The 22,937-nt window shown below is 54.5% G+C and carries 25 protein-coding genes; 9 read left to right on the top strand and 16 right to left on the bottom strand.

Going from position 1 to position 22,937, the window contains the following annotated elements:
* Positions 1 to 4: 4 nt before the first annotated feature.
* Both GM154_RS11555 and gloB read right to left on the bottom strand, forming a co-directional pair.
* On the bottom strand, positions 5 to 1,588 hold the full coding sequence (locus GM154_RS11555) for a LysM peptidoglycan-binding domain-containing protein (protein ID WP_150347080.1): 1,584 nt from the start codon (positions 1,586 to 1,588) through the stop codon (positions 5 to 7).
* A gap of 74 nt (positions 1,589 to 1,662) precedes the next feature.
* Entirely contained in the window at positions 1,663 to 2,439 is a 777-nt protein-coding gene (gene gloB / locus GM154_RS11550; protein WP_219652324.1) for a hydroxyacylglutathione hydrolase, read from the bottom strand.
* Positions 2,440 to 2,709: 270 nt separating this feature from the next.
* On the opposite strand from gloB, the gene GM154_RS11545 reads away from it, so the two are divergent.
* The 6 genes from GM154_RS11545 (at position 2,710) to nudC (ending at position 8,324) form a co-directional block, all read left to right on the top strand.
* Positions 2,710 to 3,477: a methyltransferase domain-containing protein gene (locus GM154_RS11545; RefSeq protein ID WP_219652323.1), complete on the top strand. Its 768-nt coding sequence runs from the start codon at positions 2,710 to 2,712 to the stop codon at positions 3,475 to 3,477.
* Positions 3,470 to 3,922 (top strand): ribonuclease HI, encoded by a 453-nt coding sequence (gene rnhA / locus GM154_RS11540; protein WP_010794861.1) that lies wholly within the window; start codon positions 3,470 to 3,472, stop codon positions 3,920 to 3,922. The genes GM154_RS11545 and rnhA overlap by 8 nt, the downstream gene beginning before the upstream one ends.
* A 13-nt stretch (positions 3,923 to 3,935) precedes the next feature.
* Positions 3,936 to 4,679, top strand: a complete 744-nt coding sequence (dnaQ, locus tag GM154_RS11535; protein WP_219652322.1) for a DNA polymerase III subunit epsilon — start codon at positions 3,936 to 3,938, stop codon at positions 4,677 to 4,679.
* Positions 4,680 to 4,959: 280 nt separating this feature from the next.
* The gene (locus GM154_RS11530) at positions 4,960 to 5,772 is read left to right on the top strand and encodes a crotonase/enoyl-CoA hydratase family protein (RefSeq protein WP_219652321.1); all 813 of its coding nucleotides are present in this window, start codon (positions 4,960 to 4,962) and stop codon (positions 5,770 to 5,772) included.
* A gap of 36 nt (positions 5,773 to 5,808) precedes the next feature.
* Positions 5,809 to 7,497, top strand: coding sequence for a ferrous iron transporter B (locus tag GM154_RS11525; RefSeq protein ID WP_074823979.1), 1,689 nt, complete (start codon positions 5,809 to 5,811; stop codon positions 7,495 to 7,497).
* Complete coding sequence (gene nudC, locus GM154_RS11520; RefSeq protein ID WP_219652320.1) at positions 7,494 to 8,324, top strand: NAD(+) diphosphatase; 831 nt, start codon at positions 7,494 to 7,496, stop codon at positions 8,322 to 8,324. Before GM154_RS11525 ends, nudC begins: the two co-directional genes overlap by 4 nt.
* On the opposite strand, the gene GM154_RS11515 is transcribed toward nudC, so the two are convergent.
* The 3 genes from GM154_RS11515 to GM154_RS11505 form a co-directional block, all read right to left on the bottom strand.
* Positions 8,292 to 9,071, bottom strand: coding sequence for a TSUP family transporter (locus GM154_RS11515; protein WP_010794856.1), 780 nt, complete (start codon positions 9,069 to 9,071; stop codon positions 8,292 to 8,294). The genes nudC and GM154_RS11515 overlap by 33 nt on opposite strands.
* Before the next feature lie 82 nt (positions 9,072 to 9,153).
* The gene (locus GM154_RS11510; protein ID WP_197872230.1) at positions 9,154 to 9,918 is read right to left on the bottom strand and encodes an SDR family oxidoreductase; all 765 of its coding nucleotides are present in this window, start codon (positions 9,916 to 9,918) and stop codon (positions 9,154 to 9,156) included.
* A gap of 50 nt (positions 9,919 to 9,968) precedes the next feature.
* A complete protein-coding gene (locus GM154_RS11505; protein ID WP_010794854.1) occupies positions 9,969 to 10,280 on the bottom strand; it encodes an SCP2 sterol-binding domain-containing protein in 312 nt (103 codons plus the stop codon).
* Positions 10,281 to 10,524: 244 nt separating this feature from the next.
* On the opposite strand from GM154_RS11505, the gene sohB reads away from it, so the two are divergent.
* Both sohB and GM154_RS11495 read left to right on the top strand, forming a co-directional pair.
* Complete coding sequence (gene sohB / locus GM154_RS11500) at positions 10,525 to 11,550, top strand: protease SohB (protein ID WP_219652319.1); 1,026 nt, start codon at positions 10,525 to 10,527, stop codon at positions 11,548 to 11,550.
* A 38-nt stretch (positions 11,551 to 11,588) separates the two neighbouring features.
* Entirely contained in the window at positions 11,589 to 12,581 is a 993-nt protein-coding gene (locus GM154_RS11495; RefSeq protein ID WP_197872229.1) for a YhdH/YhfP family quinone oxidoreductase, read from the top strand.
* Between the two features lie 45 nt (positions 12,582 to 12,626).
* Here GM154_RS11495 and GM154_RS11490 read toward each other — a convergent pair whose 3' ends face one another.
* From GM154_RS11490 to GM154_RS11440, 11 genes are all read right to left on the bottom strand, one after another.
* Entirely contained in the window at positions 12,627 to 13,127 is a 501-nt protein-coding gene (locus tag GM154_RS11490) for a DUF934 domain-containing protein (RefSeq protein WP_219652318.1), read from the bottom strand.
* Positions 13,111 to 14,769 (bottom strand): nitrite/sulfite reductase, encoded by a 1,659-nt coding sequence (locus GM154_RS11485; RefSeq protein ID WP_219652317.1) that lies wholly within the window; start codon positions 14,767 to 14,769, stop codon positions 13,111 to 13,113. Before GM154_RS11485 ends, GM154_RS11490 begins: the two co-directional genes overlap by 17 nt.
* A gap of 204 nt (positions 14,770 to 14,973) precedes the next feature.
* Positions 14,974 to 15,378, bottom strand: a complete 405-nt coding sequence (locus GM154_RS11480; protein WP_219652316.1) for a 3-phosphoshikimate 1-carboxyvinyltransferase — start codon at positions 15,376 to 15,378, stop codon at positions 14,974 to 14,976.
* A 127-nt stretch (positions 15,379 to 15,505) separates the two neighbouring features.
* The gene (locus GM154_RS11475; protein ID WP_308460609.1) at positions 15,506 to 15,877 is read right to left on the bottom strand and encodes a hypothetical protein; all 372 of its coding nucleotides are present in this window, start codon (positions 15,875 to 15,877) and stop codon (positions 15,506 to 15,508) included.
* 56 nt (positions 15,878 to 15,933) lie between these two features.
* Positions 15,934 to 16,158 carry a hypothetical protein gene (locus GM154_RS11470; protein ID WP_125888328.1) on the bottom strand — a complete coding sequence of 75 codons (225 nt, stop codon included), beginning with the start codon at positions 16,156 to 16,158 and terminating at the stop codon, positions 15,934 to 15,936.
* Positions 16,159 to 16,261: 103 nt separating this feature from the next.
* A complete protein-coding gene (locus GM154_RS11465) occupies positions 16,262 to 17,302 on the bottom strand; it encodes an RNA methyltransferase (RefSeq protein ID WP_219652315.1) in 1,041 nt (346 codons plus the stop codon).
* 48 nt (positions 17,303 to 17,350) lie between these two features.
* Positions 17,351 to 17,812, bottom strand: a complete 462-nt coding sequence (locus tag GM154_RS11460) for a DUF1456 family protein (protein WP_010794845.1) — start codon at positions 17,810 to 17,812, stop codon at positions 17,351 to 17,353.
* Positions 17,813 to 17,858: 46 nt separating this feature from the next.
* Positions 17,859 to 18,575 (bottom strand): rRNA pseudouridine synthase, encoded by a 717-nt coding sequence (locus GM154_RS11455; protein WP_219652314.1) that lies wholly within the window; start codon positions 18,573 to 18,575, stop codon positions 17,859 to 17,861.
* 90 nt (positions 18,576 to 18,665) lie between these two features.
* Positions 18,666 to 20,084, bottom strand: a complete 1,419-nt coding sequence (locus tag GM154_RS11450; protein WP_258019828.1) for a glycoside hydrolase family 28 protein — start codon at positions 20,082 to 20,084, stop codon at positions 18,666 to 18,668.
* A 216-nt stretch (positions 20,085 to 20,300) separates the two neighbouring features.
* Positions 20,301 to 20,771, bottom strand: a complete 471-nt coding sequence (locus GM154_RS11445; protein ID WP_219652312.1) for an NUDIX hydrolase — start codon at positions 20,769 to 20,771, stop codon at positions 20,301 to 20,303.
* 57 nt (positions 20,772 to 20,828) lie between these two features.
* Positions 20,829 to 21,254, bottom strand: coding sequence for a hypothetical protein (locus GM154_RS11440; RefSeq protein WP_219652311.1), 426 nt, complete (start codon positions 21,252 to 21,254; stop codon positions 20,829 to 20,831).
* Between the two features lie 328 nt (positions 21,255 to 21,582).
* On the opposite strand from GM154_RS11440, the gene GM154_RS11435 reads away from it, so the two are divergent.
* Positions 21,583 to 22,326 (top strand): class I SAM-dependent methyltransferase, encoded by a 744-nt coding sequence (locus GM154_RS11435; protein WP_219652444.1) that lies wholly within the window; start codon positions 21,583 to 21,585, stop codon positions 22,324 to 22,326.
* Positions 22,327 to 22,937 lie beyond the last annotated feature (611 nt).

Below are 22,937 nucleotides of genomic sequence, written 5' to 3'. Positions count from 1 at the left end.
CCCATCAATCGAGATACAAAGTCAAGGTTTGGCCAGGCGTGAGGTTTTTTCCACTCTTGGGATTCCACTGCTGGATAGATTGCAGTTGTACATTGAAATGTTTAGCAATCATGTACAAGGAATCGCCCGGCTTGACTCTATAGTACGTCACGTTCTGGCGCGATTTGCTGCTGTTGGCTAGCTTGCTTGCTTTCACCGGTGCGCCATAGAGCTTGAGTACCTGGCCTGCCCTAAGGCCCTGCTTGCCCAAATTGTTCCAGCGTTTCAGGTCGCCCAGCTCGACCTTGTTGTCGCGAGCGATGGTCCAGAGATTATCGCCACTTCTGACCCGGTAGGTACGAGTCACCGGCTCCTCAACAAGGGCGGCAACGTCTTTCTGGCTAGTGACTGGTGAAATACTACCTGATACGCGAGGAATCATCAGTCTCTGGCCTGCAGCCAGTCGGCTGGACTTCAGCTTGTTGAGTGACAGGATCTGTTGAGTGCTTACGCTATAGCGATTGGCGATAGCGCCCAGGCTATCACCACGGCGCACCGTGTATTCCTGCCATTTTACGATCGCTTCAGAGGATTCGTTCGCCAGGTTTTCGAGTAATAACTCGGCTTTTTCTGCCGGAATCAAGAGCTGTTTGGGTCCGTCCATGGTAACCCGACGGGTATACGCCGGGTTCAGGCGATATAGTTCGTCCTCATCGAGATCAGCCAGCTTGGCAACTTTAGCAAGATCTAGATGCTGCTTGATCTTGACGACTTCGAAATAGGGCTCGTTGGCAATCGAGTCCAGTTGGATGCCGTATGATTCCGGGTTCATGATCAGCTGGGAAACGGCCAGCAGCTTGGGTACGTAGTCCTGTGTTTCCTGTGGAAGCGAAGACAGGTTCCAGTAGTCAGTAGGCAATCCAAGCTTTTGGTTGCGTTCAATGGCGCGACCTACAGTACCCTCGCCGGCGTTATAGGCTGCCAGTGCCAGTAGCCAGTCGCCATTGAACATATCGTGGAGTTTGGAAAGATAATCGAGCGCTGCGTTGGTAGACGCTGTGATATCCAGTCGTCCATCGTACCAGCGAGTCTGTTGCAGGTTGAAATAGCGCCCGGTAGTGGGAATGAATTGCCAGATCCCGGCCGCCTCGCTGCGTGAAAGCGCAAAGGGGTTGAAGGAGCTTTCTACAATCGGAAGCAGGGCAAGCTCAAGGGGCATATTCCGCTCTTCAAGCCTTTCGACAATATAGTGCAGGTACAGTCCGCCCCGGTTAGCCGATTTTTCGATATTGGCCGGGTTGCTGACATACCAGAGCCGCTGCTGCTCGATACGGGGATTTACGCCGATTTCGCTTTGCAGCTGAAAGCCACTGCGCATGCGATCCCAGATATCCTTGGGTGCCTTGTTCTGGGTGCCGAGCTTTATCCACTCGGGCTCCCGATGCATATTGATATTGCTGCTCAGGCTGTCTTCTGGGAGATAGCGTTCCTGGTCTTTAGGCGCCATTCCCTGACAGCCCGCCAGGAAGACAGCAAGGAAAAGAGCAGAAAGTTTCGCGGTGCGAGCCAGTCCGTCTACGTCGGCATTATGTGGCGGCTGTGGCGGCATTAGCTGAGTGCATCCCCGGAAAAATTTGCGCGATTCTAGGAATGCCGCTCTGCAGGGTCAAGATTGACTAGTCCTCAGAAATGATCTTTCCATGCGCGTAAGGTAGTGAAAACCTCTACTTCCGAGCGGGTTGGAAAGCCATTTCTTTCGTCCGCAGCGCGTTTGACAGAAGGGGTTGAACAGCGCATGAACGGGTTCGTAGCAAGCTCTAGCTCTAGGGTAGAGGGGAGCGTCATTTCGCCTCGCTCGCGCATGGCCTCTACCTGCCTGTATCGTTTGGTCAGCTCGTTATTAGTCGGTTCTACGGCATGAGCAAAACGCAAGTTGTTCAGCGTATATTCATGTGCACAGTACACTTTGGTCGTGGGCGCAAGCTGAGCAAACTTACGCAGCGAGTCATGCATTTGTGCAGGTGTCCCTTCAAACAATCGGCCGCAGCCGCCTGCAAATAGAGTATCGCCGCAGAACAGCAAAGGCTGAGCGCCGGTACGAACATAGGCAATATGGCCCAAGGTATGTCCAGGAACATGCAGGACGTGAAAGGGGCGCTCAAAAACTTCAAGGCTGTCGCCTTCATTAAGTGCGGTGTCCAGACAGGGTACGCCTTCCAGTGCCGGACCGTAGACGTGGGCCGCTGTCGCTCCTTTGAGCGCCTGCACACCGCCTACGTGATCGTGATGGTGGTGAGTGAGAAGAATGTCTGTAAGCGTCCATTCGGGATGCCGTTCCAGCCATTCAAGGACAGGGGCAGCATCGCCTGGATCTACCACGGCACAACGTTTGGAAGACGGATCCTGCAACAACCAGATGTAGTTGTCGGAAAAGACGGGAAGGGCGTCTATCTGAATCATGTGCGGTAACTACCGTTAGATGTGCAAAATTGCATATTAGGCGTTTATGAGTTTCAGAAGCGAGCACTAAAGCAATGTCGTGCGTTTATCGCTTGTCGGAAGTCTGCAAGCAATCATGAAAAGATACAGTCTTCATGTGTAGAACTGTTTAAAGTCTGTAGATTGCTGTCCATCGTCGGGGACACTTGCTGTTTGGTATCGAGGGTGCCGCCTTGGTGCTCAAGCGTCTCTAAATCCAGGTGCTCTATAGCACCTCTGGAGGAAAAGCATATGGTAAATGACGCATTCGCCCAGGCTGATGAGCGTTGGTTAGCGCTGATGCGCTCGGCTCGCCAGTGGCTTGATGGTCCGTTGGGCCAGTTAATGATTGAGGAAGAGGAGCGCCTGCTTTCCGAGGAGCTGAAGCGCCACTTTGGAGGTTATTTAGTCCACTATGGCCCCTCCTTGAAGATCCCGCCAGGCGCAGACCAGTTACGTCATGGTGTGCGTCTTGGGCCGCCGTTTCCAGGTGTCGATATCGCCTGCGAGGAGGGTGCCTGGCCACTGGGTGAAAATGCAGCAGATGTGGTGTTGCTCCAGCACGGTCTGGATTTCTGTCTTTCACCCCATCGCTTGTTGAGAGAGGCTGCCCTTAGCGTAAGGCCCGGTGGGCATCTGCTGATTCTTGGTATCAACCCTTGGAGTACCTGGGGAGTCAGGCATTATTTTGCTCGCGACGCGTTTCGCAAGGCCCGTTGTATTGGTGCCAGCCGTGTAGCTGATTGGTTGGCATTGCTGGGATTCGCGTTGGAGAAACGCCGGTTCGGGTGTTATCGTCCGCCGCTTTCTTCGCCGGTTTGGCAGAATCGTTTGTCTTGGTTGGAGCGCAATCGGGAAGGCGAGCCCTCGCCAGGTGCAGGCTTCTATTTATTGTCGGCTCGCAAGCTGATGGTCGGGCTTCGTCCCTTGCCACAGACCCGCCGTGAACCCCGTGGAAAGCTGATTCCCATGCCGGTTGCCAAGGTGAGCCGTCGCGAAACGAGCGGAACGAATGAGTGACATCGTAGAGATCTACACGGACGGTGCCTGCAAGGGAAATCCTGGCCCTGGCGGTTGGGGTGCCTTGCTGGTCTACAAGGGCAACGAGCGGGAACTGTGGGGTGGGGAGGCCGTTACGACCAACAATCGAATGGAGCTGATGGCCGCCATCCGCGCGCTTGAAGCGCTCAAGCGTTCATGTCACGTACGAATCGTGACAGATTCCGAATACGTGATGCGTGGTATCACAGAATGGTTGCGTGGCTGGAAGGCTCGCGGCTGGAAAACCGCTGCCAAACAGCCGGTCAAGAATGCCGATTTGTGGCAAGCCCTCGATGCCCAGGTGGCTCGACATGAGGTCGAGTGGGAGTGGGTAAGAGGACATACCGGGCATCACGGTAACGAGCGGGCTGACCAGCTGGCTAATCGTGGTGTTGATGAAATCCGTGCCCTGCGGACAGTGTGATAGGTGACTTTAGATGCGTAGCGTAGTACTCGATACGGAAACAACCGGTATGCCCGTTACCGACGGGCACCGAATCATCGAGATTGGTGGTGTTGAGGTTATTGGTCGTCGACTGACGGGCCGGCATTTTCATGTCTACCTCAATCCTGATCGCGAGATTGACGAAGGTGCTATCGCCGTTCACGGCATCACCAGTGAGTTCCTGGCGGACAAGCCGCGCTTTCGTGACATTGCAGAAGAATTCTTTGAGTTTATCAAGGGCGCTGAGCTGATCATTCATAACGCCGCGTTCGACATCGGCTTTATCAATAACGAGTTTCGTCTGCTAGGTGATCGACCTGAGTGGGCAGAGATTACAGATCATTGCACGGTACTCGATACCCTCATGATGGCGCGTGGGCGTCATCCAGGTCAGCGTAATAGCCTGGATGCGCTATGCAAGCGTTATGGAGTGGATAACTCGAACCGCGAGCTGCACGGCGCCTTGTTGGACTCTGAGATCCTGGCCGATGTTTATCTGGCCATGACCGGCGGGCAAACCTCCCTCTCTCTTGCTGGGCAGGGGCAGGAAGGTGATGGAAATGACAGCGGTATCAGCCCGATTCGCCGTCTGCCAGCGGACCGTGCCAGGACACGAGTCATCACGGCAAGTGCGGCTGAATTGGCTGATCATGCTGCGCGTCTGGCTGCCATTGAGAAGTCTGCAGGCGCCCCAGCGTTATGGGCTCAGATGGAAGAGCAAACTACCCAGCATTAACCTCTTTTACACCTTGGCAGTTTAGGCGAACTGCCAAGGTTGTTTCCCTATCGCTATGCCTTTCCAGCTGAACAGTTCCTGTCAAAATGTCACGCAGACGCTCGGAAACGCCTGTTTGGCACATCAGTGCAAATATTTCGAATTATCAACTGAACCGTATTGCTTTATGATGTGACTAAAGTCGCAGTATGAGTAGCGGCATATCGCTATCAAGACAAGGCGGCTTTTGATTGTCCGCTACCCCATTTTCGAGAATCGTTCCAGCTTGGAAGAGGAGCAGATGGAAGAATTCAGCGCGTTCCGTCTTGAGCGTGTCGATAAGGTCGCTCATGTGATTATCAATCGACCCGAAAAGATCAATGCTATGAACGCTGAGTTCTGGCAGGAGATACGCAGTCTCTTTCATTGGGCCGATCAGGATCGCTCAGTACGGGCCGTTGTGCTGTCAGGCGCAGGTCCTCATTTTTCTTCCGGTATAGACCTTTCGTTACTTGGCGAGACCGCCGGTCAGCTTGGACGTGACGTAGGCCGCAATTCGGAGTTATTACGCTCCAAGATTCTTGAACTTCAATCGTCTTTCAACGCAGTCGATCAGTGTCGCAAGCCGGTTCTGGCTGCTATCCAGGGATATTGCCTGGGTGGCGCTGTTGACCTGATAGCCGCATGCGACATGCGTTATGCCACAGCCGGAGCTCAATTTGCCTTGAAGGAAATTGATCTAGGCATGGTGGCTGACCTGGGCTCATTGCAACGCCTGCCTCATCTGATCGGTGAAGGCATGCTGCGAGAGCTGGCTTACACAGGGCGATCTTTCAGTGGTGAGGAAGCGTATTCCATGGGGCTGGTCAACCGTATCTATGCAACGGCTGAGCAGATGATGGAAGACGTATTTTCATTGGCGCATACCATCGCTGCCAAATCACCGCTGGCTATACGCGGTACTAAGACGATGATTGGTTATATGCGTGATCATCGGGTAGATGAGGGGTTGGATTACATCGCCACATGGAATGCGGCAATGCTGCAATCAACCGATTTGCGTATCGCATTGGCGGCGCAAATGAGCAGGCAAACTCCGGAGTTTCCGGACTGATGGCAAGCGGATGTAGCGCAGGAGGCGTTTGACGGTATGGTTACCGGAGCGAGAGCACTGAGTCTGGTGCGCGACGAATTGTTCGCGACCATCGATCAGGCTGAACAGAATTTAGAGCGTTTCATTATGGAGCGGCACTGCAGTAGTCTGCTCCAGCGTGCCGTCGAGTGCATTCATCAGATTCGCGGCGCCCTGTCCCTTATTGAGCTGGCTGGAGCCGAGCTGCTCGCCCACGAAACATTTGAGCTGGTGACTGACATTCCGGCAGGTGCTGGCGCAGAACGTGACGACCATTTGATGGCGCTCTGTCACGCCCTGCATGTATTGCGTCGTTACCTTGAGCAGTTCCGCAGCCGTTATGAAGAAATGCCGGAGCTGTTACTGCCTGCTATTAACGAGTTGCGTCGCGTGACGGGGCAACCCGCGTTACCTGAATGCTATTTTTTCACGGTCCGGCTGGATCTGCCGCGTAACCCTGTCTCACGTACTGATGACTTGTCTCTCAACGAGCAGCGCGGTCTGGCGCGTCGCATGCGGCAAATGTATCAGATTGGCTTGCTGGGCCTGCTTAAGGAGCAGAACCCCAAGGCGAGCCTCAACTTGATGGAGCGTGCACTGACGCGCCTCGACCATCTTTTATGTGATCAAGCGGGAGCAAGGCTGTGTTGGGTCGGTGCGGCTGCCATTGAAGCTTTTCGAGAGGGCGACCTGCTACTTCACCGGACACGGAAGCAGCTGTTTTCGCGTCTTGACCGTGAGCTCCGTCAGCTGTTGACGGTACCGGAGTACGAACCGCCTCGTAGTATCCTGAAGGATCTCCTGTACCTTATCGCCTTGTCGGAAAGCTCGGGTGCCCGCGCTGAAGAGCTGCGAGAAGCGTTCTCCATCGATACGCTGCCTTATACCGACGCGATGCTCGACAGAGAATATCGCAGGCTGACAGGACCAAGCCAGGCGGTTATGCAATCGCTTTCGCAAGCGATTCATGAAGAGTTGGCAACCGTTAAGGAACTGCTGGATCTTGTAGAACGGCGTGTGGCTGAGCCTGATGCGTATGCCCGACTCTATATCCAGCTGGGTATTCTGGCGAAGACATTGATCATGGTAGGACAGCCTTCCGCGGGTCAAGCCCTGCAAGCACATTTGCCCGTGCTGAATCAGTGGGCCAAAGCCGGAGCGGTGGAACAGGTGCAGCTCGACAATCTCGCCGATGCCATCCTTTATGTGGAAAGCTTGGTTTCCTGTTTTGAGCACGAAACCGACAAGGAAACCTGCCCAGTACCCGCGTCGCCAGGGCAGGAGGGCGAGTCGTTTGGCAACCACCTGTTGAACGAGGCCCAGATGCTGCTGCTGGCTGAAGCCAAGACAGGGCTTTCCAACGCCAAGCAATCCATTTCGGCGTATCTGGACGCCAGGGGTGAAGCCATACACCTGGCCAATGTCCCTGCAACGCTGCATAACGTGAGAGGTGCTCTGTTGTTTCTGGAGCATGCCCGTGCGGCGGAGCTGACTGGTATCTGCGCCCAGTATATTCAGGCGCATATGGTGAATAATTTGAACATGCCGACTGCTTCGCTACTCGAAGTACTGGCGGATGCATTGAGCAGCATCGAGTTCTTCCTTGAAAGCGGTGCAATGGCGTCCCGTTCTGGGCAGCCCGATATCCTCGAGCTGGCTACAGAGAGTGTAAGTGCCCTAGGGTGGAGGCCTGTTGCCGCAGCATGAGTCATTGGGAGCCGGGTTGCCTGGACCTGTCAGGCAGTGTTGATAGTTTGATCATTGTCCATAGTCCGATGGGTTTTCTGACCCGAGAAGACAATGTTCTGTTTTCTCAGGGTTCTCCGTTTTTAAAAGAGCTGACAACATCCGGTATTTACGGCTTGGGCTATTTCGATGGCCAGGCTGTTGCCTTGTATGAAGTCGTGTCTGCTCCCGAGCTTGAGGGTTATGAGTGGCAGCCTCTTCGCCCGTTGATGCTCAAGGCCGAGCATGCCGTCTTCAAGATGTTGGGTTATGCCGCACAGATTGGCACCTGGGCCAATGACCATCGTTACTGTGGCCGCTGCGCTACGCCGACTGCGATCATCAAAGGACAGCGCGGGCTTAACTGTCCTGCCTGCGGGCTGACCCAGTATCCGCGCCTGTCGCCCAGCATCATTGTGCTGATCACTCGGGGTGACGAAGTCTTGCTGGCGCGTTCTCCGCGCTTTGCACCGGGCGTTTACAGTACCTTGGCGGGGTTTGTAGAGCCAGGTGAGACCATCGAGGCGTGCGTGGCGCGTGAGGTCAAGGAAGAGGTAGCCGTTGACGTCAAGAACCTGCACTACCTGGGAAGTCAGAGCTGGCCCTTTCCTCACTCATTAATGCTGGGCTTCCATGCCGAGTATGCTGGCGGAGATATTGTTTGCCAGCCGGAGGAAATCGAAGATGCCCAATGGTTCAAGCTGGATAATCTGCCCCAGCTGCCAGCCAAACAGTCCATTGCCCGTTTCCTCATAGAGCTTTATATCGCTCGCAGGCTAGGCATGCCCGAACCAGTGTTGCCAGACTAAACGCGCCGTCAGTGCCAGTACGACTAGAATAAACAGGGGGCGTATGAATTTAGCGCCTCCGGCTATGGCGGTATGGGCGCCCAGGTAGGCGCCAAACATCAGCGAAATACCCATGGTCAGTCCAAGCATCCAGACCACTTGGCCAAGGCAGATAAACACCGCCAGGGCTACGCCATTGCTGACAAAATTCATCGTGCGTGCTACGCCGCTGGCCCTGACGAGATCGATCCGGTAGAGAATGAGTGTGCTGATCGTCCAGAAAGCGCCCGTGCCTGGTCCAATCAAACCATCGTAAAACCCCAGTCCCAGCCCTTGTGGCCATTGCCGCTTCCGAGGGATCTGAGCATCAGCATCCAGCGGAGCTTCAGGCAGCCGACCAAACAGCAGGTAGATACCGCATCCGAATACGGCGAGCGGAAGTAGCCGGTCTAGCCAATGTGCAGGAAGATAATGTGCGCCGATTGCACCGACGGCTGCGCCCAGTGCGGTAGCGCTCAGGGCATTTTTCCATTTGAGAGGCGTAAACAGTTTCTTGCGATAGAACGTATAGGCTGCCGTTGCGCTGCCAAAGGTCGAACTCAGCTTGTTCGTACCCAGTACCAAGTGAGGAGGCACGCCAGCAAGGAGCAGGGCGGGAACCGTCAGCAGGCCGCCTCCGCCAGCAATGGCATCGATGAAGCCTGCAAGAAAGGCAACGGCCGCGAGGATAATAAGTGTGATGGGTTCAAGCGCAAAATCATAAGGCATAACTACAGCTCGACAAGACCGCCATCCCGGCGGGGCGGGCCGTATAGTGCCTAATAATGGAGGGGTTAGAAAGCCCAGGCGGTTATGCCAAGAGGCCACCGTCGACGTTTAGGATCGTACCGGTGGTATAGCTTGACGCATCACTGGCAAGGTACAGCACTGCGCCAGCCATCTCGTCCGGTTGTGCGACACGCTTGAGCGGGATCTGCTGAAGCGCCAGATTGAGGATGGAGGGGTTATTGACCAGTGCCGATGCAAAGCGCGTATCGGTAAGGCCGGGAAGCAAGGCGTTGCAGCGGATGCCAAAACTGGCGCATTCCTTGGCAAAGACTTTGGTGAGGTTGATAACCGCCGCCTTTGTGATGGAGTAAACACCCTGCATGAGGCCCGGCGAAACGCCGTTGACCGAGGCTATGTTAATAATGCTTCCGCCCGTGCCGGCTTGGCGCATCAATTTGCCCGCCTCGATGGACATGAACAGATATCCGCGGATATTGACATCAACCGTCTTTTGAAATGCCTCGGCGTCCGTGTCGAGAATATGCCCGAACTGCGGATTGATAGCGGCATTGTTAACCAGGATATCTAAAGAGCCAAAGCGCTCACCGATGTGGATAAACGTCTGCCTGATCTGATCAAGGTCCCCGATATGGCAGGGCATGACGGTTGCCTGACCGCCAGCCTGGATAATCGCGTCTGCAACCGATTGGCAGCCGTCGGCCTTGCGGCTGGATACGATGACATGAGCACCCTGCGCAGCGAGCAAATGGGCGATAGCAGCACCTATGCCGCGGCTTGCGCCAGAGACAAATGCTGTCTTGCCGGTAAGATCGAACGCTGCGCTCATGTCATTTCTCCGCTATAAAAAAGCCGGAGCATGCTCCGGCTTTCACGTGCTTAGTTAGGGAACAATTCGCTGAGCTTCATGGCCAGCATCATGTTGCCTTCGGCGCGAACCTTGCCAGCCATGAAGGCCTGCATGCCATCCGTTTCGCCAGAAACGATGCCTTTGAGCGTGTCGGTATTCATGATGAGCGTGCAATCCGGCTCGTCAGCGTTGCCTGCCTTGACGTCGCAAGTCTGATCTTTCACAACCAGGTGATAATTCTCACCATCTTCGATGTCAAACTGATAAGTGAGATCCAGGCCGGCGGCCGCATCAGGATTGAACTTGCTTTTCAGGTTTTCGATGATGTCAGCACTGCTCATATGCGGAATCCTTAGGGGGTCGTACGTGAATGCGGACGCGTCCGCGGTTAGCCCAGCCGCTCATCAGCGGCAATGAATCGAGAGTAGGGTGGCTAGTGTTCGCTGTCAATGGAAAATCATACGGTTGTTTGAATACGCTATGGTTGCCTGGGTGTCCCGCTGGCTGGCAAGCGTAGCCATGAGTATGCTTAGTGGATCAAGAGTCGTGGATGAGCTGAAGGCTTGTCGACAGTAAGGAGAGCATGTGGATTTTTTTGCGGATTACGCCAGTTTTCTAATTAAGACCGTTACGGTTGTCATTGCCATCATGGCGGTGCTGATTTTTATCGCTGCCCTACGCAGTAAAGGCAAGCGTGCCACGGGAGGACACCTTGAAGTCCAGAAACTAAATGATTTCTACAAATCGCTACGGCTCCGCTTGCAGCAGAGCGTCCTTGACAAGGAACGCTTCAAGACGATGCGCAAGGAGGATGCGAAAGCAGAAAAGGCCAATCGCAAGAAAGGGGCTGCCAAGAGCCACGTCTATGTGCTGAATTTTGATGGCGACATCAAGGCGTCTGCCACTGAGCAACTGCGCCATGAGGTGACGGCCGTATTAACGATGGCAACTTCCAAGGATGAAGTGGTTGTTCGTCTGGAGAGCGGTGGAGGCATGGTGCATGGCTATGGGCTGGCAGCCTCGCAACTGGCACGCATCCGTCAGGCAGGTGTTCCGTTGACGATCTGTGTCGACAAAGTTGCTGCCAGTGGCGGATACATGATGGCCTGTATCGGTGACCGCATCCTGAGTGCGCCATTTGCCATTCTGGGCTCGATCGGTGTTGTTGCCCAGCTACCCAACGTTCACAAGCTGCTGAAAAAGCACGATGTCGATTATGAGGTTCTTACGGCTGGCGAATACAAGCGCACCTTGACGGTATTCGGTGAAAATACGGAAAAAGGGCGCGAGAAGTTTCAGGAAGATCTGGAGAAAACCCATGAGCTCTTCAAGAACTTCGTGAATCGGTATCGCCCGCAACTGATCATGGATGAGGTGGCCACAGGAGAGGTATGGCTCGGTGAATCGGCATTGGGTAAGCGTCTGGTTGATGAACTCAAGACCAGTGACGAATACCTGTGCGAGCGAGCCAAAGTGGCAGAGCTTTTCCAGGTTCGCTTTATTGAAAGAAAGACATTGCCTGAGCGCGTAGGTCTGTTTGCCAGCGCCACTGTCGACCGACTGGTTACGACATGGTGGGGTAGATTCACTCAGCATCGCCCCTGGCAGTAATGCCCAGGTTTTCAGGCATCACGATTAGGAGAAGGTAGATGGATACTTTCAAGGCGCTCTGGATTACGGAAGGCCCTCATGGGGCCTTCCAGCAAGAGGTCATCCAGCGCCGTATCGATGAACTGCCCGCTGGCGAGGTGCTGATCAAGGTCTGTTATTCCTCGCTCAATTACAAGGATGCCCTGTCGGCGATTGGTAATCGCGGTGTTACACGACGTTATCCTCATACCCCTGGTATCGACGCGGCCGGTATCGTGGTCGAATCTCAGTCGGATGAGTTTAAAGAAGGCGACGAGGTCATCGTGACGGGGTATGACCTTGGCATGGATACGCCGGGAGGTTTCGGGCAATACATTCGTGTTCCTGCTGCCTGGGTGATCAAGCGGCCTGAAGCTTTGTCGCTACGTGAGGCCATGACGCTGGGTACAGCAGGCTTGACGGCTGGGTTGTGTATCGACAAGCTTGAGCATGCAGGCCTGGTACCGGAAGCGGGCACTGTTCTGGTAACGGGTGCTTGTGGTGGTGTTGGAAGCCTTGCCATCAAGTTGTTGAGCAAGCTGGGCTATCGAGTAGCGGCTTCCACAGGCAAGCTGGAGCAGGCCGAGTTTCTCCATCACCTTGGCGCACAACAGATCCTGGATCGTGCCACGGTATTGGATGGTATCGAAAAGCCGCTTTTAAAAGAGCAATGGGCCGGCGCGGTAGACACCGTGGGCGGTGACATCCTGTTCAATATCGTGAAGTCCCTGAGCTATGGCGCAAGCGTTGCCAGCTGCGGCCTGACGGCTGGCAGTGGTTTCAAGGCATCGGTCTTTCCGTTCATTCTGCGTGGTGTCAATCTACTGGGTGTAGACTCGGTAGAGTTGCCCCTATCTGTAAAAGCAGCCATGTGGGAAAAGCTTTCGGCAGAGTGGAGGCTGGAGGGGCTGGATGAAATCACACGAGAAGTACCGCTTGATGATCTGCCAGGCACTATCAATCAGATGTTGGCAGGTAAAATGATCGGACGGGCACTCGTCAATCTTCAATGAATGCATAGCTTATAAAAAAGCCCCGCTAATACGGGGCTTTTTTCATCAGGCCAAGCGTCGCCGGAAAAGCGGTTGGGGCTGATCTACACCGCTCTGGTAAGCAACCGTGAAATCGTCCAGGCCTGCCAGGGCTGCTTCTGGATTACGATCTGCACGGATCACATAGGCATCGAAGCCACAACGCTGCATGAAAAAGAGCTGGTCCTGGAGCACATCGCCAATGGCGCGAAGCTCTCCCTTGTAACCAAACCGCTCCCGCAGCAAGCGCGCGTAGCTGAAGCCGCGACCGTCAGTAAAGGCCGGAAAATTAATGGCGATTACTTGAAAATGCTCCAGGGAGTCAGCAACGCTTTCCGGCTCTTCATCGCTGTCCAGCCAAACGCCCAGCCCACCATCGCGTGTCGTCAAGGCATGACCATGCTCAAGCCAGAGCGCAGCGGGAATGATGACGTTATCGCTGTTGGGAATTTCCTCGAAGGTGGTTTCCTTTGGCAGCAGGTGCCAGTTATCGGTAACGACCTCACGTCCCTTAATGATTCTTTGCATAGACGCGCTCCTTGAAGAGGTCGATGCCAATACGGCGGTAGGTATCGATGAAACGCTCATCTTCGGTGCGCTGATCGACGTAAACATTGATGATCTTCTCGATCACATCCGGCATTTCGTCCTGAGCAAAGGAGGGGCCCAGGATCTTTGCCAGGCTGGCGTCACGACCGGCATAGCCGCCGAGCGACACCTGGTAGAACTCTTCGCCTTTCTTGTCTACGCCCAGAATACCGATATGGCCTACATGGTGATGCCCGCAGGCGTTCATGCAGCCGGAGATGTTCAGGTCGATATCACCGATATCGAACAGATAGTCCAGATCATCGAAGCGGCGCTGGATCGACTCGGCCACCGGAATGGACTTGGCATTCGCCAGCGAACAGAAATCGCCGCCTGGGCAGCAGATCATATCCGTTAAAAGGCCCACATTTGGTGTCGCAAAACCATTCTCGCGCAGTTCGTTCCACAGCGTGAACAACTGATCCTGACGGACATCTGCCAGGATGATGTTTTGCGTATGGGACGTACGAAGCTCGCCAAAGCTGTAGCGGTCCGCCAGATCGGCAGCGGTGTCGAGCTGCTTGTCAGTGATATCGCCAGGCGCTGTGCCGGTGGGCTTGAGGGATAGCGTCACCGCTACGTAACCCGGCTTCTTGTGCGGGAAGGTGTTGCGGCTTCTCCAGCGGGCAAAGCCCGGATTCTCGGCGTCCAGCTTTGCCAAGGCCTCGCTTTGGTTTTCGAGCGCTTCATAAGGCGGATCAACAAAGAACTTGGACACGCGCTCGACTTCTGCTTCGATCAGGGTGCTAGGGCCGTCTTTAAGATGCGCCCATTCCGCTTCGACCTTCTCGGCAAAAGCTTCTTCACCCAGCGCCTTCACCAGGATCTTGATGCGTGCCTTGAACTTGTTATCCCGACGACCATAACGGTTATAGACGCGCAGGATCGCTTCCAGATAGGTCAGTAGATGCTGCCAGGGCAGGAAGTCCTTGATGAACGCACCTACGTAAGGCGTACGGCCTTGTCCGCCACCTACCAACACGCGGAAGCCAAGCTCACCCGCTTCGCTCTTGACTGCCTCAAGACCAATGTCATGAACCTCGATGGCGGCACGGTCCATCTTGGCGCCGTTCACGGCAATCTTGAACTTGCGTGGCAGATGGGCGAATTCGGGATGGAAGGTCGACCACTGGCGGATGATCTCGCACCAGGGACGTGGGTCGACTAGCTCGTCCGCCGCTACACCGGCGAACTGGTCGGTTGTTGTGTTACGAATACAGTTGCCACTGGTCTGGATGGCATGCATCTGCACAGTAGCCAGCTCGGCCAGAATATCCGGAATCTCTTCAAGCTCAGGCCAGTTGAACTGAAAGTTCTGGCGCGTACTGACATGGGCATACCCTTTGTCGTAGTCGCGGGCGATCTGCGCCAGTTTGCGTACTTGCTTGGTGTTGAGCAGGCCATACGGTACTGCGATACGCAGCATGGGGGCGTAGCGCTGGATATACAGGCCGTTCTGCAGGCGGAGTGGGCGATACTCTTCGCCTGAAAGCTCACCAGCCAGATAACGGCGGGTCTGATCGCGGAACTGCTTGACGCGTTCCTCGACGATCCTCTGGTCGTATTCGTCGTATACGTACATTAAAAATCCTGCTCAGGCTAAGGCTGTGCGCGCACGACTGCGCGTTCTTATCAGATATGCCCACGATAACAGCACCCGTATATGCTTAAAAGTGATGTTTTTTTATATAAAAATCGATTTGGGCGATAAGGGGTGATTCAAGCAGGCTTGGCAAGGCAGCGCTTGCCCTGGGGTTAAGGGAAGCGCTGTCTTACCAGAGGTGGACTAGTTGAATTGGCTCTTGAACCAGTCCCACACACCAAACGAGAAGTTGGGGAAGATATCGATGTTCAGGGCCGATTTGATCAGATAGAGAATTACCAAGCCAACCGCGACACTAAACAGCAGGAAAACAGCAATCACGAACGCCTTAGCCATCTGGGACAGCTCATGCTGGCGCCGGGACAGATCACGGCGGTTGCGGCCAACCAGGAACACACAGTAGTACCGCCAGCGCCACAGTTTGAACGTGGCGCGAAGGTCAACCGCATGCTTTCCCCATTGGCGGGCGCCAAACGCAACCTTGAGCGCCTGGAGCTGCTCCTCGGTGAACGACTCTTTCAGGTCGCTGGGCAAGCGCTCCTTCAGGCCTTGAACGAAGGGGTCTTGATGGATATCGATATCCGGCATCGTACAGATCCTTTTTGCATCTGCCAGGGCAGAGGCCTTTGAGCTAACAGGTTTCCTTCCTGCACAGGACGTGTACAGGCCTATCTCTTCGCACCGGCAGATGAAACACTTTGCCTTAAACGACTACTTACAAGGCGCTGTCGTAGTAGGTGTACGCGCCGGTAAGTGCGGCTACGGACTCAACGTAGTGGCTTACATGGGGTGGCATAGCCAGGCCCTTGACCATCGTCAGGTTGCGCAGCGTTGGATAGATCAGTACGTCGTCCCAGCTAAGGGTGTTACCGTTATCTGCCGGTATGGGCAAAACCTTTAGCCCTACAAGCATTTTTTCTGCGCTTTGCTTGTGGAGGGGTATTTCCTCAAGGACCTGCTCAAATGAACGCTCAATCATCGCTTCCTTGCTCAGCTGAAAATAATCGCGCCCCGATTGGGTTACGAATTCCGGCGGGCTAATCGCAACATTGCGCGGAAACAGCAGGCCATTAATGGCGAGAAGTATGCTGTCGATGCATTCAAGAGTGGTGCTGATATCGGCTCCGGTGCGTATGACACGCTCTAGGTTGCCCAGCTCAGCCAGCTTTCAGGCAATATCAAGACGCTCACCCATGCGGCTGCCATCGTTGAGCTGGAGAATAGGCACCTTTTTGCGCCGATCACATCGAAGCAGGTAGCTTCGTCATCAGTGGAAAGGTAGATCTTCTCGCGCTCGACCTGCTTGTAGTGGGCAACCATATCGGCATGGATGCAGAAGAGGCAATGATCGTGTGGGGAGAGTTTCATGGACATCCTTATTGCTGCGAGCCTGTCTACAGTGAGCAGGCCTCAGGCAAAAAGATGTCCAGGTGTAAAGCGGTACGGTAGTGCCGCCAGGGCGGGGTGGCGCTTAGCGGACCCGCTTGATCAGCCGCTTGCTGTCAACGGTCTGCACGGCGCGCGCTCTAAGTTGCCCGCAACCACCCTCGATATCCTGGCCGGCTGAATTACGGACTTTGGTCAATACACCACGGCTGTGGAGATAGCGGACGATCTCAACGATACGCTCACCGCGTGGCCGCTGGTAATCATCACCCTCCAGGCTGTTGTAGGGAATCATGTTCATAACGGCATACTTGCCCTTGAGCAGGCGCAGGATGCCGTCCAGCTCTTCCTGGTTGTCATTGATGCCGGCCAAGAGCGTCCATTGATACTGGATGGGATAACCTGTTTGGCGAGCATAGGCTTCGCCAAGTTCGACCAGTTCTTCCGGATCTATCCGGGGGGCCTTGGGCAGCAGCTGTTGTCTCAGGTCGGCACGGGTCGTGTGAAGCGAGAGCGCCAGGGCTGGACGGACGGTTTGCTGAGGCAGACGCTCAAATACGCGCATGTCCCCCACGGTTGAAAACACCAGGTTCTTGTGGCCGATGCCGCCCTCTGTGCCGAGCAGATCGATCGCTTCCAGTACGTTGTCCAGATTATGGGCCGGCTCGCCCATCCCCATGAAGACCACTTTCTTAACCGACCGGAAACGACGAGCCAACGCAACCTGGGCCACGATTTCAGCGCTACCTACCTGGCGCAGCAAACCACTCTTGCCCGTCATGCAGAATACACAGCCTACTGCACATCCCACTTGTGTAGAGACGCACAGACCATCCCGAGGCAACAGTACGCTTTCCACCATCTGCCCATCGGCTAGCTCTACCAGCAGGCGCGCTGAGCCATCGGCAGCAGGGTGCTCTGATTTCAATCGAGCAAGCCCGTCGAGTGTGCGGGCAAGCTCAGGTAGCCCTTCACGAACGGTCAGCGGCAGAAAGTTTTCCGTTTGCTGATGCCGTGTCCCGGTGTCGAGTGGCAGGCCTTTCAGCCAGGCGCGACTGACGCGTCCGATGTGCATAGGTTTGGCGCCGAGGTCGGCAAGGCGGTTTTGAACGTCGTGGATGCGCATGAAATAGACTACTGATTCATAGGGCGGAATACGGTTGCTACGGGTAGGTCAGTCTCGCACGCGTAACGTCAGGCCCTTCAGGAAATTTCGTAATAACTGATCGCCACAGGTGCGGTAGTTGCTGTGTCCAAACTTGCGAAACACTGCGTTGAGCTCTGGCTTGGTGATAGTGAAGTCTACGGATTGCAAAATCTGCAGGATGTCTTCTTCCCGGAGTTCGAAAGCTACGCGCAGCTTTTTCATTACCAGGTTGTTCGTAACCGGCAGTTCAAGCGGAGGGGCAGGGCGGCTCTCGTCCTTGCCGCGTAGGTGGAAGACCAGACCATCCAGAAAGCTGGCCATCAACTCGTCCGGGCACAGCTCGAACCCGGCCTCATCATCTCGCTTGAGAAAGGCGGTAATGTCATCTGAGCTGACCGTTTTGCCAGCCAATTTAAAGATATCGGCAACCTTCCGGTCATTGATATCCAACATGTAGCGAACGCTACGTAATACATCGTTATTGAGCATGCGGGTGATCCTTGGGTAAGCGTGAAAGACGTAAAGAGCAGCGCGGTTAGAAGCGTTCCTGAAGTGAAAGGTAGCGCCACTGCCCCAAGGGGAGCTTGCCCATCGAAACGCCGCCTATTCTCAGACGCTTCATGCTGACTACCTTTAGCCCAACGCTTTCACAAAGGCGCTGAATGATTCCAGGTTCGGGATTCTTCATGGCGAAACGCAAGCGTGTCTCGCTCTGCCAGCTGACCTTGCAGGCAGGAAGTGTCTGGCCTTTATGGGTATGACCGTGTTTGAGGCGTTCCAGCCCGTTCTGCGCCAGCTCACCGCTGACTTCAACGACATATTCCTGTTCAAGCTTGGCTGCATCCTCAGTCAGTTTGCGCAGCGTCCGCCAGTCCTGGCTATAAACCGCCAACCCTTCCGCGCCGGGTTGTAATGCCAGCCCTGGCTTTAAGCGAGCAAAATGCCCCTTGAGCACCGGTCGCTCGCTTGGGTCTTCCGCCCAGTGCGTTTCACGGCTAAGCAGATGCTTGTCAGCGTCTGGCAGTGAGGCGATGCCAGCGGGCTGATAGACCAGAAACGTTACCGGCTCCAGCGGCGTAGCCGAAGCGCCTGGTAGCAATGCCACCGTTTCGGCGTGAATCTGAAATTGCGGCTCGTCGATAACGTTGCCATCGACCGTTACCCAACCCCCTTCGATATACAGCTCAGCCTCACGGCGCGAGCAGCCCAGCAGTTCAATGAGGCGTTTGGAAAGGCGAATGGAGTCAGTCATGAGGAGAGGCAAACGTCAGAAAAGAAGACTAGTTTACCTGGGATGCACGAAAAGGGCGGGACTTATCCGACCCGCCTTGATCTTATGCCGCTATCTGGTAAACGGTTGCCCGTTGATAGTGACGTTCTGTGCAGTCAGACCCTCCACGTGCTCAAGCACACCAATGCCACCTGCCTTCTGGAAATGAACATCCACCAGTCGTAGGTCTTTTATGGGTGCCCGTTCGAAGCCGCGAACCTGAAATACCTGATCGGCACGCTGGCAGACGAGGTTGCGAATCTCGATATCGCGCACCGTTGGGTCGAACTTCCCGGCATCGCCTTCCTCGTAGTGGAAGTCTATGACGATCGCATTCTGGACCTCACCAATGGTGATATCCCGATAGCGAATATGCTCGATTATGCCGCCGCGTATGGAGTTGGTCTTGAAGCGGATACCGCGCTCCAGATCGGGGCTGCTCATGCTGCAATGCTCGACAAAGATGTTTCGTGCGCCGCCCGAGATCTCGCTGCCAATCACGACACCGCCATGGCCTGCCTCCATCTTGCAGTTGGCGATGACAATATTCTCGGCAGGTCGATTGATCCGGCGCCCATCCGCATTGCGGCCGGACTTGATGGCAATGCAGTCGTCACCGGTATTGAAGAAGCAATTCTCGATCACTACGTTGCGGCAGGACTCAGGGTCGCAGCCGTCCGAGTTCGGGCCCAGGCTTTCCAGGTGCACGCCGCGCACGGTCACGTTTTCGCACAGTACAGGATTCAGGAGCCAGAAGGGCGCACGTACGATACGCACATCTTCAATCAGCACGTTCTCGCATAGGTAAGGCTGCACGAAAGGTGGGCGGAAGTAGTAGCCTTCGGCATACAGCCGTTGCTCTGGCGGTATGCCAGCCTCCACATCCTTCATCAACGCTTCGCGACCGGCGTCCTGAGAAGGATAGCCCTCCACACCCCACTCCTTGTTGCCTTTCCAAGGCCACCACGTAGTGCGGTCCGCTTGGCCGTCCAGTTCGCCCTTGCCGGTAATGGCAATGTTCTTCTGGCGGTACGCGTAGATTAGCGGCGAATAACCCATCAGCTCCATGCCTTCCCAGCGAGTGAACACCGCAGGCAGATAAGCCTTGGGATCGGTAATGAAGCGAATCTTTGCGCCTTCTTCGATATGCAGGTTGATGTTGGACCTAAGGTGGATGGGGCCGGTCAGGTAATCACCACCGGTTACCAGTACCCGACCACCGCCAGCAGCGAAGCAGGCCTGAATGGCGGCGGCAAAAGCCTTGGAGTTATCGGTACGACCATCGCCTACCGCGCCATAGCGGCGGATATCGAAGTCTACGTTTGGAAAGCGGGGGACGGTGGTCTTGCGGCGGATCGCATCGGCCATGGCCCAATCGTTGGTCTGGCCAGAACCGCCTGACCCGAACGACGAGCACCCTTGAAGATTGATTAGCGCGAGGCCAGCAGCCCCTCCTGCCATGGACGCCAGAATACGACGTCGACTAAACATGCTCACTCAGCAATTCCTTATTCGAGTTGTCTGCTTCAGGTGAAGCCGCGATACGCGGCTCTTCCACTATAGACGCAATCGAAGCGGCGCGAGCCTATAAGGCTACTAAGGTAGGTAGTGAAATGGTGGGGTGGCACGGTTTACCGGGCAAGCCAAATGAGTGCAAGATCAACCGTACACGTTACTCAGGGGAGAAAGGGTATAGCCAAGCAGGTTTTAACCTCGCTGCACAACATGCTGAAAGTTAAGCGTCGGTAAGGAAAGCGACTCACGTAAAAAGGCAGGGCGCAGGTCTACATCACGAAGGGATGCCCTGGGAAACCATCGAAACTCTAATGATGTTCCAGCCTCAGTGCCGTTATGGGTACGCGACTTATCGAGAAGGGCAGAGTGGCTATGAAGCTGAGCGCGAAAGTACAAGCCGATTTCATGATTTGGCTGGTTTAGGTAATCAAAGAAGTTTTCAACCAAATATAGTAGCTCGCCACAAACGATAGGCTCGTCAAGCTCCTCCATCATTTCGCGAACAAGTGTGGCTTGGGCGTTTTCACCTGGCTCAACTCGCCCTCCAGGTAATGCCCAGAATGAGTCATTCACGCCTCGGTGTAGCAGAATATGGCTATCGTGCTCCAGAACGGCCGCTGCACGCACCTGGAAACGGTAGCCGTCAATATTGACAGAGATCATGAGTCATTGCCTTTGTCGGGTAAGAGCCGGGCATGGTATCTGGTAAAGGTAGGCAGCTCAGGCTTGCCCCAGCTGTTTGGCTGTTTTGGCGACAGGAGCCGGAGCTGTCACCTGCTGATGAGCCTTGAGAATCTTGTTTGCAGCCATCAGGTTCTTGGCTGGAAGAACCAATCCTGATTCAAAAGGGCTCAACACAAACGTTGTGATCAACGCGGTCATCAGCCCGACCGTACGCGCTTTGGGATCAATGCTGCGGCAGAGCCTGTGAACCCGCACGGTGTAGAACAGCACAGGTGGAAGCGTGACGAGTGTAAGCAGAACTGACGCCTGCATACCGTGCTTTTCCCACTGCAACGTGAAGAACACACACATGACCACAAACCACACAACATGCATTACATAGGTGTGGATCAGGCCGGTACGGGCCTTGGTAAGGTCACGAATAAGCTGATCTTTCGAAGGGGCATCAGCGCTCCTTGTCATCTTGGCTCTCCTGTTGAGGCGGAGCGTTTCCTGGGTGATATAAAGCTTGAGTGAAGGAGAGGGCTTCAACACTTCTTGCCTGAACACGATCTGGAGACGCGCTGCTTACCAGGGTTACGGTATAGGGCGTGGATGACAGATTCTTTAAACGTTAAGCCAGCAAGGCATCTAGCATGCTGCTCTGAGCGCTCCAAGCGATGCGAGTCAAGCTCGCTATCGCGCACAATAGGTCCGTAAAGGCCGATTTACTTCCACAGCGCCCATTCTTACGATGACCCGCTTCGGATATGATGCGCGCCCCCCAACGCTGCACTCAAATCAGGTCATCATGCCCGGCAACGCCCTCTATACCGACCTGTCGGGTTACTACGATCTCATGTGCGCCGATATCAACTATCAGGCGCAAAGCCACTGCGTTCATCGGCTACATCGGTTATTCGGAAATGGCGGAAGCAGGCATCTCGATCTGGCCTGCGGAACAGGGCCGCATGTTCGGCATTTTATTGATGCTGGCTATCAAAGCGCTGGGCTCGACATCAATCAGCCCATGCTAGATAGAGCATCCATTCGCTGCCCGGAAGCTCAGTTTTCCTTGCAGGACATGTGCAGGTTCACGGTAGAAGAGCCGGTCGATCTCATTACCTGCTTCTTGTATTCCATTCATTACAGCGCAAGTGTTGAAAGACTGAAGGCCTGTATCGCCAGCGTATATGGCGCATTGGCCGATCATGGCATCTTCTGCTTCAACGCAGTCGACAAGAACACTATCGACAACAACTCATTTGTATCTCATGCCGCAAATCACCCTGACGGCTTATTTAACTTCAGCTCCTGCTGGAATTACAGGGGAGAGGGCGAGCAGCAGTCACTGAAACTTCGCATCGAAAAAACGACAGCAGATGAGCGCCAGGTATGGCACGACGAACACCCTATGGTGGCTGTAAGTTTCAACGAATTACAGACGATATTGCAGCCGTACTTTGAGGTTCATGTCCTGGAACATGATTATGAAAAGATCATCCCTTGGGATGGGGCCTCTGGGAATGCGGTTTTTGTTTGTGTAAAGACTTAACGATGTATGAAAGAGTGGCCATACATGGCAGGGAATTTTTGTGTGGTTGAGATAGTACAAAAGTCTATGCTTTTGCTCAGCGTTAGCGGTCAGATGCTAACTTTATTCAAATCTGAATAGCCTAAGGGATGTGCTTTAGCTCGTGGTGAGTAAAGCGAAAATTTTGAACCATTTATTAGGCTGCTGTTACTTCTCATTGATTGATAATGCAATAAAAAATGAGGCAAAGACGGTAAGCAAAAGCATTAATAAGGCGGCCCATTCAAAACGATTAAAGTTCTTAAATGGAAAAAACAGACTTGGCCGCTTATTCCGAACCCTTCGGAAATGGTAACTAATAAGAAGATTCCCTCCTGCGATCCATATAACCGCAGCAAAAACTAAAATAGCCAAACTAACCGGAGAGTTGGCAGTAATAATTTTTTCTAGCAAGGGTAATACATCAAGTTCAGAGGTCTGCGCCATAGAAGAGTTAGCCTAACGGACAGGTTAAGGGGCGCGCGGGCGCGCCAGAGTAAGCGAAGCGAACGAACCTGAAGGCTGTAATGGACTCTCCCTGCACCACATTTTTTCTATAACACAGTGGTGACTGTTCGCTGGGAGAGGTGCGA

Source organism: Pseudomonas sp. MAG002Y, from assembly GCF_019400845.1.
In the GTDB taxonomy this organism is placed as follows: Bacteria; Pseudomonadota; Gammaproteobacteria; order Pseudomonadales; family Pseudomonadaceae; genus Chryseomonas; species Chryseomonas luteola.
The sequence above is the reverse complement of the archived record's forward strand: the minus strand, read 5'-3'. Positions and strand labels throughout refer to the sequence as shown.

Bases quoted from the DNA above. Each gene is read 5' to 3' on its own strand.
- GM154_RS11495 (WP_197872229.1), top strand. From the start codon at position 11,589: ATGGATACTTTCAAGGCGCTCTGGATTACGGAAGGCCCTCATGGGGCC.
- GM154_RS11455 (WP_219652314.1), bottom strand. From the start codon at position 18,575: ATGACTGACTCCATTCGCCTTTCCAAACGCCTCATTGAACTGCTGGGC.
- GM154_RS11460 (WP_010794845.1), bottom strand. From the start codon at position 17,812: ATGCTCAATAACGATGTATTACGTAGCGTTCGCTACATGTTGGATATC.
- GM154_RS11510 (WP_197872230.1), bottom strand. From the start codon at position 9,918: ATGAGCGCAGCGTTCGATCTTACCGGCAAGACAGCATTTGTCTCTGGC.
- GM154_RS11545 (WP_219652323.1), top strand. From the start codon at position 2,710: ATGGTAAATGACGCATTCGCCCAGGCTGATGAGCGTTGGTTAGCGCTG.
- nudC (WP_219652320.1), top strand. From the start codon at position 7,494: ATGAGTCATTGGGAGCCGGGTTGCCTGGACCTGTCAGGCAGTGTTGAT.
- GM154_RS11435 (WP_219652444.1), top strand. From the start codon at position 21,583: ATGCCCGGCAACGCCCTCTATACCGACCTGTCGGGTTACTACGATCTC.
- GM154_RS11480 (WP_219652316.1), bottom strand. From the start codon at position 15,378: ATGCCGGATATCGATATCCATCAAGACCCCTTCGTTCAAGGCCTGAAG.
- GM154_RS11490 (WP_219652318.1), bottom strand. From the start codon at position 13,127: ATGCAAAGAATCATTAAGGGACGTGAGGTCGTTACCGATAACTGGCAC.
- gloB (WP_219652324.1), bottom strand. From the start codon at position 2,439: ATGATTCAGATAGACGCCCTTCCCGTCTTTTCCGACAACTACATCTGG.
- GM154_RS11530 (WP_219652321.1), top strand. From the start codon at position 4,960: ATGGAAGAATTCAGCGCGTTCCGTCTTGAGCGTGTCGATAAGGTCGCT.
- GM154_RS11470 (WP_125888328.1), bottom strand. From the start codon at position 16,158: ATGAAACTCTCCCCACACGATCATTGCCTCTTCTGCATCCATGCCGAT.
- GM154_RS11515 (WP_010794856.1), bottom strand. From the start codon at position 9,071: ATGCCTTATGATTTTGCGCTTGAACCCATCACACTTATTATCCTCGCG.
- GM154_RS11465 (WP_219652315.1), bottom strand. From the start codon at position 17,302: ATGCGCATCCACGACGTTCAAAACCGCCTTGCCGACCTCGGCGCCAAA.
- rnhA (WP_010794861.1), top strand. From the start codon at position 3,470: ATGAGTGACATCGTAGAGATCTACACGGACGGTGCCTGCAAGGGAAAT.
- GM154_RS11555 (WP_150347080.1), bottom strand. From the start codon at position 1,588: ATGCCGCCACAGCCGCCACATAATGCCGACGTAGACGGACTGGCTCGC.
- GM154_RS11485 (WP_219652317.1), bottom strand. From the start codon at position 14,769: ATGTACGTATACGACGAATACGACCAGAGGATCGTCGAGGAACGCGTC.
- dnaQ (WP_219652322.1), top strand. From the start codon at position 3,936: ATGCGTAGCGTAGTACTCGATACGGAAACAACCGGTATGCCCGTTACC.
- GM154_RS11445 (WP_219652312.1), bottom strand. From the start codon at position 20,771: ATGATCTCTGTCAATATTGACGGCTACCGTTTCCAGGTGCGTGCAGCG.
- GM154_RS11440 (WP_219652311.1), bottom strand. From the start codon at position 21,254: ATGACAAGGAGCGCTGATGCCCCTTCGAAAGATCAGCTTATTCGTGAC.
- GM154_RS11450 (WP_258019828.1), bottom strand. From the start codon at position 20,084: ATGTTTAGTCGACGTCGTATTCTGGCGTCCATGGCAGGAGGGGCTGCT.
- GM154_RS11525 (WP_074823979.1), top strand. From the start codon at position 5,809: ATGGTTACCGGAGCGAGAGCACTGAGTCTGGTGCGCGACGAATTGTTC.
- GM154_RS11505 (WP_010794854.1), bottom strand. From the start codon at position 10,280: ATGAGCAGTGCTGACATCATCGAAAACCTGAAAAGCAAGTTCAATCCT.